17 protein-coding genes and 1 pseudogene are annotated in these 14,792 nt (G+C 43.9%); 14 read left to right on the forward strand and 4 right to left on the reverse strand.

The window, feature by feature from the left end; all coding sequences use genetic code 11:
- Positions 1–169 precede the first annotated feature (169 nt).
- The 7 genes and pseudogenes from CVV77_RS18920 to CVV77_RS18950 all read left to right on the forward strand — a co-directional run bounded on the left by CVV77_RS18920 (position 170) and on the right by CVV77_RS18950 (position 4,850).
- A complete protein-coding gene (locus CVV77_RS18920) occupies positions 170–406 on the forward strand; it encodes a YuzB family protein (protein WP_003222913.1) in 237 nt (78 codons plus the stop codon).
- Positions 407–542: 136 nt separating this feature from the next.
- Positions 543–1,757, forward strand: coding sequence for a NupC/NupG family nucleoside CNT transporter (locus tag CVV77_RS18925; protein ID WP_019259367.1), 1,215 nt, complete (start codon positions 543–545; stop codon positions 1,755–1,757).
- 122 nt (positions 1,758–1,879) lie between these two features.
- A complete protein-coding gene (dapF, locus tag CVV77_RS18930; RefSeq protein WP_100276206.1) occupies positions 1,880–2,734 on the forward strand; it encodes a diaminopimelate epimerase in 855 nt (284 codons plus the stop codon).
- A gap of 78 nt (positions 2,735–2,812) precedes the next feature.
- Positions 2,813–3,175 (forward strand): HesB/IscA family protein, encoded by a 363-nt coding sequence (locus CVV77_RS18935; protein WP_019259365.1) that lies wholly within the window; start codon positions 2,813–2,815, stop codon positions 3,173–3,175.
- Positions 3,176–3,476: 301 nt separating this feature from the next.
- Positions 3,477–3,563, forward strand: a pseudogene (locus tag CVV77_RS18940) (MarR family transcriptional regulator); the annotation flags it as partial.
- Positions 3,564–3,686: 123 nt separating this feature from the next.
- Positions 3,687–4,205, forward strand: a complete 519-nt coding sequence (gene paiA, locus CVV77_RS18945) for a spermidine/spermine N(1)-acetyltransferase (RefSeq protein WP_019259363.1) — start codon at positions 3,687–3,689, stop codon at positions 4,203–4,205.
- 21 nt (positions 4,206–4,226) lie between these two features.
- Entirely contained in the window at positions 4,227–4,850 is a 624-nt protein-coding gene (locus CVV77_RS18950; RefSeq protein WP_100276207.1) for an FMN-binding negative transcriptional regulator, read from the forward strand.
- A gap of 103 nt (positions 4,851–4,953) precedes the next feature.
- Here the strand turns inward: CVV77_RS18950 and guaC are convergent, their stop codons facing one another.
- Positions 4,954–5,934, reverse strand: a complete 981-nt coding sequence (guaC, locus tag CVV77_RS18955) for a GMP reductase (RefSeq protein WP_100276208.1) — start codon at positions 5,932–5,934, stop codon at positions 4,954–4,956.
- Positions 5,935–6,211: 277 nt separating this feature from the next.
- Here guaC and CVV77_RS18960 point away from each other — a divergent pair, with 277 nt between their 5' ends.
- On the forward strand, positions 6,212–6,352 hold the full coding sequence (locus CVV77_RS18960) for a hypothetical protein (protein ID WP_100276209.1): 141 nt from the start codon (positions 6,212–6,214) through the stop codon (positions 6,350–6,352).
- Positions 6,353–6,391: 39 nt separating this feature from the next.
- On the opposite strand, the gene yumC is transcribed toward CVV77_RS18960, so the two are convergent.
- A complete protein-coding gene (yumC, locus tag CVV77_RS18965) occupies positions 6,392–7,390 on the reverse strand; it encodes a ferredoxin--NADP reductase 2 (protein ID WP_003220618.1) in 999 nt (332 codons plus the stop codon).
- Positions 7,391–7,721: 331 nt separating this feature from the next.
- Between yumC and CVV77_RS18970 the strand changes: the two genes are divergently transcribed.
- From CVV77_RS18970 to spsC, 4 genes are all read left to right on the forward strand, one after another.
- On the forward strand, positions 7,722–8,942 hold the full coding sequence (locus CVV77_RS18970; protein ID WP_100276210.1) for an NAD(P)/FAD-dependent oxidoreductase: 1,221 nt from the start codon (positions 7,722–7,724) through the stop codon (positions 8,940–8,942).
- 172 nt (positions 8,943–9,114) lie between these two features.
- Complete coding sequence (locus tag CVV77_RS18975; protein WP_019259359.1) at positions 9,115–9,258, forward strand: YuiA family protein; 144 nt, start codon at positions 9,115–9,117, stop codon at positions 9,256–9,258.
- A 52-nt stretch (positions 9,259–9,310) separates the two neighbouring features.
- On the forward strand, positions 9,311–9,631 hold the full coding sequence (locus tag CVV77_RS18980; RefSeq protein WP_003240977.1) for a YuiB family protein: 321 nt from the start codon (positions 9,311–9,313) through the stop codon (positions 9,629–9,631).
- 104 nt (positions 9,632–9,735) lie between these two features.
- Entirely contained in the window at positions 9,736–10,392 is a 657-nt protein-coding gene (gene spsC, locus CVV77_RS18985) for a stationary phase survival protein SpsC (protein ID WP_100276211.1), read from the forward strand.
- Positions 10,393–10,420: 28 nt separating this feature from the next.
- Here the strand turns inward: spsC and CVV77_RS18990 are convergent, their stop codons facing one another.
- Positions 10,421–10,897 carry a divergent PAP2 family protein gene (locus CVV77_RS18990; protein ID WP_003240980.1) on the reverse strand — a complete coding sequence of 159 codons (477 nt, stop codon included), beginning with the start codon at positions 10,895–10,897 and terminating at the stop codon, positions 10,421–10,423.
- Positions 10,898–11,054: 157 nt separating this feature from the next.
- On the opposite strand from CVV77_RS18990, the gene CVV77_RS18995 reads away from it, so the two are divergent.
- Together CVV77_RS18995 and CVV77_RS19000 are read left to right on the forward strand one after the other, a co-directional pair.
- Entirely contained in the window at positions 11,055–12,557 is a 1,503-nt protein-coding gene (locus CVV77_RS18995) for a leucyl aminopeptidase (protein WP_100276212.1), read from the forward strand.
- Positions 12,558–12,701: 144 nt separating this feature from the next.
- Positions 12,702–14,030, forward strand: a complete 1,329-nt coding sequence (locus CVV77_RS19000; RefSeq protein ID WP_100276213.1) for a Na+/H+ antiporter family protein — start codon at positions 12,702–12,704, stop codon at positions 14,028–14,030.
- A gap of 69 nt (positions 14,031–14,099) precedes the next feature.
- Here CVV77_RS19000 and CVV77_RS19005 read toward each other — a convergent pair whose 3' ends face one another.
- Complete coding sequence (locus tag CVV77_RS19005) at positions 14,100–14,702, reverse strand: biotin transporter BioY (protein WP_084991288.1); 603 nt, start codon at positions 14,700–14,702, stop codon at positions 14,100–14,102.
- Positions 14,703–14,792: the final 90 nt, after the last annotated feature.

Genomic DNA, 14,792 nt, shown 5'->3' on the forward strand with positions numbered 1-14,792 from the left:
TAAAATCACAATAATAGTTTCAAAATAACCTACAAATTAGCCTTTAATCACAAATTAGTAAAACGTTATTTGAGGAATGATATGTTACGATAATAAATTTTGATGAATCTGTTATCTTTGACGAATGGTAAAAAATTCGCGATAATGGACATATGTGAGGTGAAACCGCATGAATCCAATGATTGAATTTTGTGTCAGCAATCTGGCTCACGGCTCTCAGGAAGCCCGGGCGATTTTGGAGAAGGACCCAAACCTGGATGTTCTCGAATACGGCTGCTTAAGCTACTGCGGGACATGCATGGAGTCGCTTTTCGCTCTTGTAAACGGAGAAGTCGTCATGGGTGAAACGCCTGCTGAGCTTGTTGAGAATATATATACATTTATTGAAGAAAATCCAATGTTTTGAAGAAAAGGGCCTGTCCAGGCCCTTTTTTATTTTGTCATACAAAAGAACTAAAAAATGTGTAGACATCAAAAAATATTATTGTTATCGTATAAAAGATATTTTTTTAAATAAAATGTTAAGAGGTGTAGGTGTATTCATGAGTGTTCTGTGGGGACTGCTCGGCGCAGTTGCGATCATTGCTATCGCGTTTTTATTTTCAGAAAAGAAAAGCAATATTAAGATAAGAACCGTCATCATTGGTTTATGCACACAGGTGGCGTTTGGATACATCGTGTTGAAATGGGAAGCAGGACGCGCTGTTTTTTTATGGTTTTCAAGCCGTGTACAGCTTCTGATTGATTATGCGAATGAAGGCATCAGTTTTATTTTTGGACCGCTTCTGAAAGTCGGTGACAGTCCGGCATTTGCATTAAGTGTACTGCCCGTTATCATTTTCTTCTCAGCACTGATCGCCGTTTTATATCATTTAAAAATCATGCAGCTCATTTTCCGTGTCATTGGCGGCGGGTTGTCGAAGCTCCTTGGGACAAGCAAAACGGAATCTCTTGCAGCTGCTGCTAATATTTTTGTAGGACAATCTGAATCTCCGTTAGTGATCAGACCCCTTATTGCAGGGCTGACGCGCTCTGAATTGTTCACGATTATGACGAGCGGTCTATCGGCTGTTGCGGGTTCAACCTTGTTTGGGTACGCGCTTCTCGGTATTCCGATTGAATACTTGCTTGCGGCCAGCTTTATGGCTGCTCCCGCGGGTCTTGTCTTCGGTAAATTGATTATACCCGAAACGGAAAAGCCCCAAACCGTAAAAAGCGATTTCAAAATGGATGAAGGCGAAGGCGCAGCCAATGTCATTGACGCAGCTGCAAAGGGAGCGTCAACAGGCCTGCAAATTGCTTTAAACGTTGGAGCGATGCTGCTTGCGTTCGTTGCATTAATCGCCGTAGTAAACGGTATTCTTGGCGGAGTTTTCAGCTTGTTCGGCTTAAAAGGCGTCACATTAGAATCTATCCTCGGCTATGTGTTTTCTCCAATTGCCTTTTTGATTGGCGTGCCTTGGCATGAAGCGTTGCAGGCAGGAAGTTATATCGGCCAGAAATTGGTGCTGAATGAGTTTGTTGCTTATTCTAACTTCGGTCCGCACATCGGCGAGTTTTCTAAGAAAACCGCTACCATTATCAGTTTCGCATTATGCGGATTCGCCAATTTTTCATCAATTGCGATTATGCTCGGTACGCTTGGCGGTTTAGCGCCGAGCCGCCGTTCAGATATCGCACGCCTTGGCTTGAAGGCTGTTCTAGCGGGAACATTAGCCAATCTGCTCAGCGCAGCCATTGCTGGCATGTTTATATAAACGATAAAAGCTCCTTGCGTCAGTGCAAGGAGCTTTTATGTATGAAAAACGGGGGATAATTGTATTGTGTCCGTTTATAATAGCTTTTATACTAAGTAAAAGAAAAAAAGTTGGAGGCACCTATGAACTCATTTCGATTTACCAAAATGCACGGCCTGGGAAACAGCTATATCTATGTGAATCAATTTGAAGAACAGCTGCCGGAAGAAAAACTGTCTGAGATTGCCGTTCAGGTTTCTTCTGTTTATACAGGGATCGGTTCTGACGGAATGATCCTGATATGCCCTTCAGATCAAGCGCCTGTCAAAATGCGGATTTTTAATAATGATGGGTCTGAAGGGAAAAACTGCGGCAACGGCCTGCGCTGCGTCGCAAAATACGCATATGAGCATAAGCTGGTTGAGGAAACATCTTTTCTGATTGAAACCCTCTCCGGGCTAGTGAAAGCGGAGGTTCAAGCTGAAAACGGAAAAGTGAATGTTGTCACTGTCGATATGGGCGAACCGCGCCTGACAAAAGCCGAGCTGCCAATGCTTGGCGGCGGGAAAGAGCACACGATCAATCAAACGATGACGTTTGGTGAAGCCGAACTAACAGGCACTGCTGTTTCAATGGGAAATCCGCATATCGTTTTTCCGATCGCTGACATTGAACAGGCACCCCTGACGACACTGGGACCGGTGATTGAGAAAGATCCGAGATTTCCGGAAGGCATCAATGTGGAATTCGTCGAAACCGTGAATGAACATGAACTGCATTTCCGCGTCTGGGAACGGGGATCAGGCATTACTCAGGCATGCGGGACAGGAGCGTGTGCAGCGGCGGTCGCATCAGTGTTAAACGGCGTATCAAAACGAAATCAAGACATCACGGTGCATTTAGCAGGCGGAGACTTGGTGATTAACTGGAAGGACAACGGCCATGTGATGATGACAGGGCCGGCTGAGACCGTTTGTGAAGGTGTCTATTTTTTGTAAAACACCTTGTTTGAGAATTGAACCGATCATGTTTATAATAAAAGACAACATCCGGTTTTTAAAAGGAGGTTCACAAAGATGAGCAACCCGGTAACAATAACAGAAGCAGCAGCTTTGCATATAAAAGATATGATGAAAGAGCATGAAGAAGAAAACGCGTTTCTGCGTGTCGGCGTCAAAGGCGGCGGCTGCAGCGGTCTTTCTTACGGCATGGGCTTTGAGCATGAAAAGGGCGAAAAAGACAGTATGTTTGATCAGCATGGCATCACGGTTCTTGTTGACAAAGAAAGCCTTGATATCATGAACGGCACTGTGATTGACTATAAACAATCCATGCTCGGCGGCGGCTTCACCATCGACAATCCAAACGCCATCGCCTCATGCGGCTGCGGTTCTTCTTTTAGAACAGCAACGAATGCAGGTAAGCCTGAAGAGTGCTAGGCGCCCCGATATTTCGAGATATGAATCGATCATCTCACCAGTTTTGGAGGATTGCGTGATTGCATCCTACGAGTAACCGTTAGATTGTTCATGACGCTTTTCTTAGCGATAAACCATCGTTAAGGGAGGCGTTTTTATTATGGCTTAAATAGACAAAATTCACTTTACGCGGCCTCCTTCATCTTCATTTATATTGTAAATGCAACAAAGTTGGGTTATATTTAACGTACGGTATTTTTATTGTATTTGCAACAAAAAATACATGTGAGGGAGATTCTTCATGAAATTGAAGTGGCAGCAAGGGCCGTATCTGTACCTTGTCCGAATATGTACAAACCCAGGAATCCTCATGAAAAAGTTAGCCGAAAGGATAAAGGTAGATCGAACAAAAAACTTTTTCCAACAGAGAAAGGAAAAATGTATTTCCATTTATAAAAAGAAAAAGTATAGAAAAGGACTGGAAATTTAGAAAAACACGAGAAATTATTGATTATATAAAGGAGCGACATAAATGACCATAAATATAAAAAAGTGCAGCCAAGAAGACTTAAAAATACTTCAAGAAATTAGTATTGAAACATTCAATGATACATTTAAAGACCAGAATTCACCTGAAAATATGAAAGCCTATTTGGAAAGTGCATTTAACGCTAAACAGTTGGAAAAGGAATTATCCAATACTTCTTCGCAGTTCTTTTTTGTTTATTTTAATCATGAAGTCGCTGGATATTTAAAGATCAACACCGATGATGCTCAGTCTGAAGAAATGGGTAAAGAATCACTTGAAATAGAGAGGATTTATATAAAGAACAAATTTCAAAAACATGGGCTTGGCAAACATCTATTAAACAAAGCTATGGAAATTGCCTTGGAACGTAATAAAAAGAAAGTCTGGCTGGGTGTATGGGAAAAAAATGAAAATGCCATTGCTTTTTATAAGAAAATGGGGTTTGTTCAAACCGGCGCTCACTCTTTTTATATGGGCGATGAAGAACAAATAGACTATATCATGGCCAAAACACTCCTATAACTTGTTGAAATGGGGATTAACATGTATATTCCAAAGTATTATAAGGTCACAAATGTTGATGAAATTGTTGATTTTGTTCAAAATAACTCTTTTGGCACGATTGTCACAACAAAACAAGGGAAACCAATTGCCACTCATTTGCCCTTAGGATTCAATAAAAAAGGTGATGATTGCTATATTACTGGGCATATGGCTTATGGAAATCCTCAGTGGAGAACATTTGCAGCATGTGAAGATGTGCTTGTGATGTTTCAGGGACCGCACGCTTATATTTCTTCTTCTTGGTATTCCCGCGAAAATGTTCCGACGTGGAATTATCAGGCTGTCCACATGTATGGTAAAGCAAGCATTTTAGAGAAAGATGAATTAATTGAAGAATTAACAATTATGTTGGGAAAATACGAAAAACATCGAGAAAATCCAGTTTTATGGGATAAACTTTCTCCAACTCTTTTAGAAAGTGAATTGAAAGGTATAGTTGGATTTAAGATTAAGGTAGGAGACATTCAGGTGGCATATAAATTAAGCCAGAACCGAGATGAAACGGATTATACGAACATCATTAAAGAATTACAAAATGAAGGAAATCTAAATTCAAAACAAATGGCAGAATTGATGGAAAAGAGATTCAAAAAGCAAATATAAGCCCACTTTTATGAAACCCTCCGTATGCCAGTGGGCCTGAAGGTGCTAATAACAGTAAACGCCAAGTCAAGCGGAAAACCGCTGACTTGGCGTTTTTGTATTATTAATATTTATCCCCATTAAAAATCGAATTCTTCACAATCACATAATCCACATTTCGGATCGCATCAAGCTTTGTTCCGCCTGCATAAGAAATAGAAGATTGCAGATCCTGTTCCATTTCAATCAGCGTATCCTTGATTGAGCCTTTATGCGCCACGTGCATTTTTTTGCCTTCTACATTTTTCTTTTCGCCTTTTTGGAATTCAGAGGCTGAGCCGAAGTACTCTTTGTAGAGCTTTCCGTCTTTTTCGATCGTTTGGCCTGAAGATTCTTCGTGTCCGGCGAATAGTGAACCGATCATGACCATCGTTGCGCCAAATCTGATTGATTTTGCGATGTCGCCATGTGTACGGATGCCGCCATCCGCGATAATCGGTTTGCTGGCTGCTTTGGCACACCAGCGTAGCGCCGCTAATTGCCAGCCGCCTGTGCCGAAGCCGGTTTTGATTTTCGTAATACATACTTTTCCCGGTCCGATGCCGACTTTAGTGGCATCCGCTCCCGCATTTTCAATTTCTCTGACCGCTTCCGGCGTTCCGACATTGCCAGCAATAACAAAGCTGTCCGGCAAATGTTTTTTTAGGTGCTGGATCATTTCAATGACAGCATTTGAGTGCCCGTGAGCAATGTCAATAGTCACGTATTCAGGAGCCAGATTTTCTTTTGCCAGCTGGAGGACAAATTCATACTCCTCATCTTTGACGCCCACGCTGATAGAAGAGAATAATCCGCGTGCGTTCATATCTTTAATAAAATCAATCCGTTTTTCAGTTTCAAATCGGTGCATCACATAAAAGTAGCCATTTTCGGCTAATGAAATCGCTAGTTTTTCATCTATAATCGTCTGCATATTGGCAGGGACGACGGGCAATTTAAATGTACGTCCGCCTAAACGTACGGATGTATCACATTCTGATCTGCTATTTACAATGCATTTTGCAGGAATTAGCTGAATATCTTCGTAATCAAATACGTTTTCCATGGTTTTCACTCCTAAAAACGAATATTTAAAATGATATTATATGAAATGTTCGCCTTCTATAATGTACTCTGTTTTATTTAGGATGTCAAACATTATTATTTGCTGGCACGTATGTACAAGTGCCGAAGCTTGTCATGCTCAGTGAGTTTGGGTATCATAGTCTTAACGAAAAGTCTTAGAGAGCGGATCAAAACGCGAATGATATACGTTCAGCAAAGCTTGGTCGTTCAGCACCAGGCTTTCTTTATGACATGGACATGTGAAAGGAGCGAATGAGATGACGCAAAACGAAGAAAGAACACCGAAATCCCAAAAGATCCAAGACCGCATTATTATGGCAATGATCTGGATCGTCGCAGCCCTTGTGATTGCGCTGGTTCTTGGAACTGCGATGAATTATATAAATATCTTCAAATAAAAAAAGGAGCTGTGTCGTTGACACAAACTCCTTTTTTTATTATTTATTTTCAAAAAGACTTGTTGAGTGAAGAGGCTGTACGCGGGCTTTCGGATCCATGTAAGCTTTGGCGTTGTTCACTGCTGTCGGCGCCTCGCCGAAGCCGCTTGCAATCAGGTTGACTTTTCCTTCGTATGTGCAAATGTCACCTGCTGCAAAGAAGCCTTCGATGTTTGTTTCCATTGTTGATTTCACGACAATGGAATTTTTCTCGATGTCCAGACCCCAGTTTTTGATCGGTCCAAGAGATGAAACGAAACCGTAGTTGACGATTAAGTCATCGATTTCTAAAATCTCTTTTCGATCGCCTTTCACTTCTTCAAGCACAAGCTGTTCAATTTTGTCTTCCCCGATCAGCTCCGCAGGGACGAATGGTGTCAGGACATTAACCTTCGACGCATGAAGGTTTTCCACACTGTGCTCGTGCGCGCGGAACTTATCGCGGCGGTGAATGATGGATACTTCTTTTGCGATTGGTTCAAGCATAAGCGCCCAGTCAACTGCTGAATCTCCACCGCCAAGGATCGCAACGCGTCTGCCGGCGAATTTTTGCAAATCGTCAACGAAGTAGTGAAGGTTTTTGCCTTCATACTGCTCGGCATTTTCAAGTTCCAGCTTTCTCGGTTTGAATGCGCCGTTTCCTGCAGTAATGATGACTGTTTTAGAATAGTGGGTTTCTTCATTTGTCACGAGCTTAAACACGCCGTCCGCTTGTTTCTCAACAGATTCAACCGCTTGCTCCAGACAAATGGTTTGGTCGAATTTCGCCATTTGCTCTTTTAGGTTATTGATAAGTTCTTGTGCGCGGATTTTCGGGAAGCCCGCTACATCGTATATATATTTCTCAGGGTAAAGGGCGCTAAGCTGTCCGCCGAGCTGAGGCAGGCTTTCGATAATTTTGACGCTTGCCTGTCTCATGCCTCCGTAAAAAGCGGTGAATAAGCCGACCGGTCCCCCGCCTATAATTGTAATATCATAAACCTTTGTATCCTCTCGCATACGAAAATTGCCTCCTAAATGAAAATTGTTATTAATTATACCATATTGCCGTTTAAATTGACGAGTCAGCAGAAAAAATCCTAAGTGTATGGCGTGCGCATCCGTTCTTGAAAATATTTCCGCCGACCGATACGATGATAACCAAATGAATTGATCTTTTTCTGAATGTTTCTTGGGCCAGCCGGATAAATATGATAGTAGTGCTATGCGTGAGGACTTCACAAAAAACTTTTCAATATATTTCATAAAATCCCGCCAATAAGCTGAAGCTAACACAAATGATGATTTTATTATGCGTCTAACAAAAGCAAAAAAAGAGAAGGTGGATGTGATGGCATTGAATAAGCCCAAAATCGTGATTTTAGGTGCAGGATATGGCGGATTGATGACGGTAACTAGGCTGACAAAGTTTGTCGGGCCGAATGATGCTGATATTACGCTTGTGAATAAACACAATTATCATTATGAAACGACATGGATGCATGAAGCGAGCGCGGGTACGCTCCACCATGACCGCTGCCGTTATCAGATAAAAGATGTAATCAACCAGTCGCGGGTCAATTTTGTACAGGATACCGTAAAGGCAATCAAAATAGATGAGAAAAAAGTTGTGCTTGCAAATGGAGAGCTGCAGTACGATTATTTAGTCATCGGACTCGGCGCTGTGCCCGAAACGTTCGGCATTAAAGGTTTGAAAGAATATGCGTTTCCGATTGCCAACATCAACACGTCGCGCCTGCTGAGGGAACATATTGAGCTGCAGTTTGCGACTTACAATACGGAAGCGGAAAAACGGCCGGACAGGTTAACCATTGTTGTAGGCGGAGCCGGATTTACGGGGATTGAATTTCTTGGCGAGCTGGCAGCCCGCGTGCCTGAGCTCTGCAAGGAATATGACGTTGACAGGAGTCTTGTGCGCATTATTTGTGTGGAAGCGGCGCCGACCGTTTTGCCGGGATTTGATCCTGAGCTTGTCGATTATGCGGTTCATTATCTTGAGGAAAACGGAATTGAGTTTAAGATCGGAACGGCTGTGCAAGAATGTACACCGGAAGGAGTCAGAGTCGGCAAAAAAGATGAAGAACCAGAGCAGATCAAATCGCAAACTGTTGTATGGGCGGCAGGTGTCCGCGGCCATCCGATTGTGGAGGAAGCCGGTTTTGAAAATATGCGCGGACGGGTCAAAGTGAATCCGGATCTTCGTGCACCTGGACATGACAACGTCTTTATACTCGGTGACAGCTCGCTGTTTATGAATGAGGATACAGAGCGCCCGTATCCCCCGACTGCGCAAATTGCGATGCAACAGGGGATAACGGTTGCTAAAAACATTGGCAGGCTCATTAAAGGCGGGGAGCTTGAGGAATTCAAGCCCGACATTAAAGGAACGGTGGCTTCTCTTGGCGAGCATAACGCGGTTGGAGTCGTTTATGGCAGAAAGCTGAAAGGCACGCCGGCTTCGTTTATGAAAAAAGTCATTGATAACCGCTCGCTGTTTTTGATCGGCGGACTCGGACTGACGCTGAAAAAAGGCAAGTTCAAGTTTTTCTAAAAACCCGCGGAAGCGGGTTTTCTTTATTGAAAAACGCCAAAATAAAAAGAGAACAAGAGGAAAACAAGTATGTTTCCGCTTACATCAAAAGATTTGTCACATGATCTGACTTTATTGTTGACAGCTCGATATGTTATATTATCAGAAAATTAAGAAAAATGGTGATGATCAGATGAAAACTGCAACGACAACCGCTTCGCATACATGCCCATTTTGCTCAGGGAAAGGGTATTTTCAATTGATCCTCGGCGGTTCAGAGACTTGTCCGTCTTGCCAGGGGACAGGAAAAGACAGTCATTCTTTTTCCAGCCGTTGACTTTATTTCAGCCCCCGCGTTACACTAAAAATAACGCAGGGGGTGGGATAGGTTGATTAGTCTGCCAGTCGTAATCATCTCAATTGTTTTGTTTTTTGTCTTGTTTTTTGGAATCGGTTTCTTATTAAACATGCTGCTGAGAATGTCTTGGATTATGGCTGTGATTTATCCGATTGTATGCCTTTTCATTATCAGCAAGGAAAAGCTGATCAGCTATGTCCAGTCGCCGGGAGAATCCTTTGCCGGCCTGTTTCATCGTGTCGTATCATTAGCGGCTGCCGATGTGCTGATTTTGGCCAGCGGTTTGGCTGGCGCCATCGTGTCCGGTATAGCGATCAACATGCTCAGAAAAAGAGGATATCAAATGTTTTAAATGCCGCTTTCTTCTAAAAGAAAGCTTTTTTTGTGCTTTCAGCTCATTCACCATTTTGAATATTGCTCTCTCCAATTGGGAACAATGATCCGGAGGAGAGGTGAATGATGTTGAATATGATCAGACGTTTGCTGATGACCTGTTTATTTCTGCTTGCATTTGGCACGACATTTTTATCAGTGTCAGGAATCGAAGCGAAGGACTTGTCAAAATGGGTGCAGGAACATCAAGAAAAGCACTTGAAGCATGCAGGACTGACATTAAAAGCATTGCAACAGAAAAAAACACAAACCATGTCAGCGGCCAAGGATAAAACAAAACCGTTAGAAGAAGCATTTGACTGGGACGAGTATCCGGTCCAAAGAGTAACCGCAACAGGCTACACAGCAGGAGTTGAATCGACGGGAAAGAAGCCCGGCGATCCATTATACGGGCTTACATATTCAGGTGTGAAAGTGAAACGGGATTTATACTCCACGGTTGCCGCTGATCCGTCCGTTTTCCCGATCGGCACGATTTTATTTATCCCGAACTATGGTCTCGGAGTTGTGGCCGACACGGGATCAGCGATTAAGGGAAACCGCCTTGATCTGTACTTTGAAACCGTCAAAGATGTGTACAATGAATGGGGCAAAAAAAGCCTTGATGTATATGTGATTAAAAAGGGGACGGGAAAGGTCACCGAGGATGAGCTTGAGAAGCTCAATGAAACAAAGTCTTTGCAGGTGTTCAGAAATCAATATAAAACTGTGAAAGAATAAAACGCTCCAGCAACTGCTGGAGCGTTTTTTACATGAAAAAGTAAGCGAGTATCAATGTCAGTAAAATACCTGTTAAGCCTCCGAAAAAGACCTCGATCGGCTGATGTCCGAGAAGCTCCTTCAGCTTTTTTTGCTTTTCTTTATCTTTGGCCTTCGGGAAGTCCTTTGCTTCATGTACGAAGCGGTTAAAATCAACGACAAGCTTATTGATGACTGTTGCCTGCTCACCGGCGTGACGTCTGACGCCAGTTGCGTCAAACATGGTAATGACGGCAAAAATGGCAGAAACCGCAAAGAGAGAGGAGCCTAATCCATGCTCCAAGGCTACGCCCGTAGAAAGCGCAGTGACCGCTGCGGAGTGAGAGCTCGGCATGCCGCCTGTGCTTGTGACCAGCGACCAGTCCAGTTTTCTGGACACGATAAACTGTATGGGCACTTTGATGACCTGAGCAAAAATAATCGCGGCCAGGCTTGATAATAAAGGAAAATTCGTTAAAAGTTCCATCGGCGACATCCTTTCTATTTAAAAAATCCTTCGTGTTTCAAAAGAAAAAAGCAAGTCTTAGACTGTTGTTTGATAAAATAAGTGTAATGGAAAGAATGTTTTTCCTATTATACCATTGTTCATTACAAATACCCATTACGTTAGGAGTGTAAGCCTTATGTTTTATGCGGTTCAGCAATTAGAGCATACAGAAACCCTTGTGGTCGGACTTTTTCAAAAAAGCCAGCTGACAGGCAAAGCATTGGAAATTGATGAGATGCTGGAAGGCCATCTGACACAGCTTTTGAAAGATGGTGATGTCTCTTCGAAACCGAATCAAGTATCAAAAGTATTCCCTCCATCTTCTGCGGGTATGAAACGGATTTATTTCGTTGGTCTGGGAAGAGAAGCAAATTATTCGTTTGAACAGGCGAAGGAACGGTTTGCCCATGTTTTTCAAGCCATTCATAAAGACCGAAAACAAGAAACAGCTGTCCTGCTTGACACATTTATTGCGGAAGACGTGCCTCCAGCCGATGCCGCTCATGCTTTAGCTGAGAGCTGCCTGCTTGCTTCCTATGAGGTGCAGGATTATAAGCACAAATCAAATGAGCCGGATAAACAAATTGAAACCGTGTACGCCGTCACAGATGAAGATACACAGGAAGTGCAGGCGGGACTTCGCGTCGGCCAGGCATACGGGCAAGGGACAAATTCGGCAAGAACGCTTGTGAATATGCCCGGAAATATGCTGACAGCGACTGACCTCGCTTCTTATGCAGAGGAGCTTGCGGCGAAATATGATTTTGAGTGTGAGATATTGGAGAAGTCAGAGATGGAAGAGCTCGGCATGGGCGGAATACTTGCGGTAAACCAAGGCTCTTCCGAACCGCCGAAAATGATTGTTTTGAAGTATCAGGGCAAAAAGGATTGGGAAGACGTCGTCGGACTTGTCGGAAAAGGGATTACCTTTGACACAGGCGGCTACTCCATTAAAACGAAATCTGGAATTGTCGGCATGAAATCTGATATGGGAGGAGCAGCTGCGGTTCTCGGAGCTATGGAAACGATCGGAGAGCTTCGTCCCGAGCAAAACGTGCTGGCTGTCATTCCGTCAACCGACAACATGATCTCCGGAGGGGCGATGAAGCCTGATGATGTGATCGTATCATTAAGCGGAAAAACAATTGAAATTCTCAATACGGATGCTGAAGGAAGGCTTGTGCTTGCTGATGGCATTACATACGCCAAACAGCATGGCGCCTCAGTTCTTGTTGATGTGGCTACGCTTACCGGCGGTGTCGTTGTGGCATTAGGAACAGAAACGACAGGAGCTATGACAAATGATCAAGGCTTTTATCAGCAGGTAGCTGATGCTGCGGAAGAGTGCGGCGAGGCGATCTGGCAGCTGCCAATAACAGAGAAGGATAAAAAGCGTGTGAAAAGCAGCCAAATGGCGGATCTCAGCAATTCGCCGGGACGCGAAGGACATGCGATTATGGCAGGAACGTTTCTTGGTGAATTTGCTGAAGCAACACCTTGGGTGCATCTTGATATTGCGGGCACTGCGACTTCCAATAAAGCAACCTGCTTCGGGCCGTCCGGGGCCACCGGTGTTATGGCCAGAACACTGGCCACACTGGCGGAACGATTTACATTGGAAGAAGATAAAAGCGAATAATGATGAATCCCTGCTGCAGTATACGGCAGGGATTTTTTCTTCCAAAATCTTTAGTTGACTAAAGTGTATCAATTATGATACGATACGTTCGTACTTTATTTATCTACTACATTAGCAAACTAAAGGATTTTTTGGAGGGGTATCATGAATGCAGTCGTCATCGCGGTGCTGCTTATGCTTGTCTTAAGCCTGCTGCGTGTCAATATTGTTATCGCATTAATTATAGGCGCTCTGGCCGGCGGGTTAACAGGCGGGCTCGGTCTTGGCGAAACGGTTAAAGCTTTTACGGACGGACTCGGCGGAAATGCCACCGTTGCAGTCAGCTATGCCATGCTTGGCGCGTTTGCTGCGGCTTTAACGAAAACGGGTCTACCGGACGCAATGGTGGAAGCCTCTGTTAAATTAATCGGAAATAAAGAAGATTCTCGCAAAAAAGCACTGTCTAAAGTTCTGATTGTGCTGATTATTTTAATTGTATCTTGTTTTTCGCAAAACGTGGTTCCGGTTCACATCGCATTTATTCCGGTGCTGATTCCGCCGCTTTTGAAAATCTTTAATGAACTTGAAATGGACCGCCGTCTGATTGCGTGTGTGATTACATTCGGTTTAACGGCGCCTTATATTTTACTGCCGGTCGGTTTCGGCCAAATCTTCCAGGGGATGCTCAAGGACAATATGGCGGATGCCGGGTTAAACGTTCCGCTTGCTGACATACCATATGCAATGATCATCCCTGTTGCAGGTATGGTTGTCGGCCTTATTTTATCAGTCATCGTATTCCGTAAACCTAAACATTACGAAACAAAAGACATCTCAGGTGCAGAAGCATCGCCTTATACGAAAAAAAGCCTGGCTATCGCGGTGCTTGCCATCGTCGTGTCACTCGGCGTCCAGCTCTACTTATCTCAGACTTTGGGAGTAGAAGGGATGATTATGGGGGCGCTGGCAGGTCTGATTATTCTGTTTGTCAGCGGTGTGATGAAGCGTGATGAAGCGGACTCACTAATTACTGATGGAATGGTCCTAATGGCCTTTATCGGTTTCGTTATGCTCGTTGCAGCCGGATTTTCAAATGTATTGACGAAAACCGGAGATGTCGAGTCACTGGTCAAAACGTCAGCTGGTTTTATCGGACACAGTCAGTCATTGGGCGCATTGCTGATGCTCATTGTCGGCTTGTTAATTACAATGGGAATCGGCTCTTCTTTTGCGACGATTCCTGTTATCACAACCATTTTTGTGCCTCTATGCATGCAGCTCGGTTTCAGCCCGATGGCAACGATTGCGATTATCGGAGCGGCTGCTGCGCTTGGCGATGCCGGTTCACCTGCAAGCGACAGTACACTTGGGCCGACTTCAGGTTTGAGTGCGGACGGCCAGCATCACCACATTTGGGACACTTGTGTGCCGACATTTATATTTTATAATATTCCGCTTGTTATCTTTGGCTGGATTGCAGCGCTTGTTTTATAGGAAAAAGGCTCCCCTTTACTGGGGAGCCCTTTTCTCATTATGGTAAAAAAACGTCCAATAGAACGGTTTTTACGTGGACGATATGTGATTTCGGTTAAAGCCGGTTGCTTTATGAATAGAGCGGTAGATCGCAGGGGCGATAAACGCCAGAATCACAGCCAGCGCCGTGTCTTTTACCATAAACCAAGTCATAAATCCCCAAGCCGTACCATATCTCACCGGCGTATGAATCCACAGATTCAGTGCAAGATACATATAAGTAGTCCCGATGATATACATGATGGCCGTTCCGATAAGAGAAGCAATCAGAAACCGGATTTTGCTTGGCTTAATTTTGCGTTCTAAGAACCATCCAGCTGCAAATGCTGCCGGGATGTATGAGATAATAAACCCGCCGCTTTTTCCCACAAACGGTGCGAAGCCTGCTGAAAATTGAGCAAAAACAGGCGCTCCGGCCAATCCGACAAGTGCATATACAATCATGGCAATACCTGCTCGTTTGCTGCCGAGAAGCAAGGCTGCCAAGAGACAGAAAAACGGCTGCATCGACAGCGGAATGCCGGCTACTTGTAAAAAGGGTGCTACTGATGTAATGTTGGCGCCGACAGCCATAAGTGCGGCGAACATGCCGATCAGCGCCATATCTGCCGCACGAAGTTTACGTTGTTTCATAGTTGTTCCCCCTTAGGTTTACATACACAATCATAGAGTAATAAAGTACAAATGGATTGTCAACATAAATTGGAATTAGGTTAACAAAAA

The organism is Bacillus sp. SN1, from assembly GCF_002796895.1.
Taxonomy (GTDB): Bacteria; Bacillota; Bacilli; order Bacillales; family Bacillaceae; genus Bacillus; species Bacillus inaquosorum.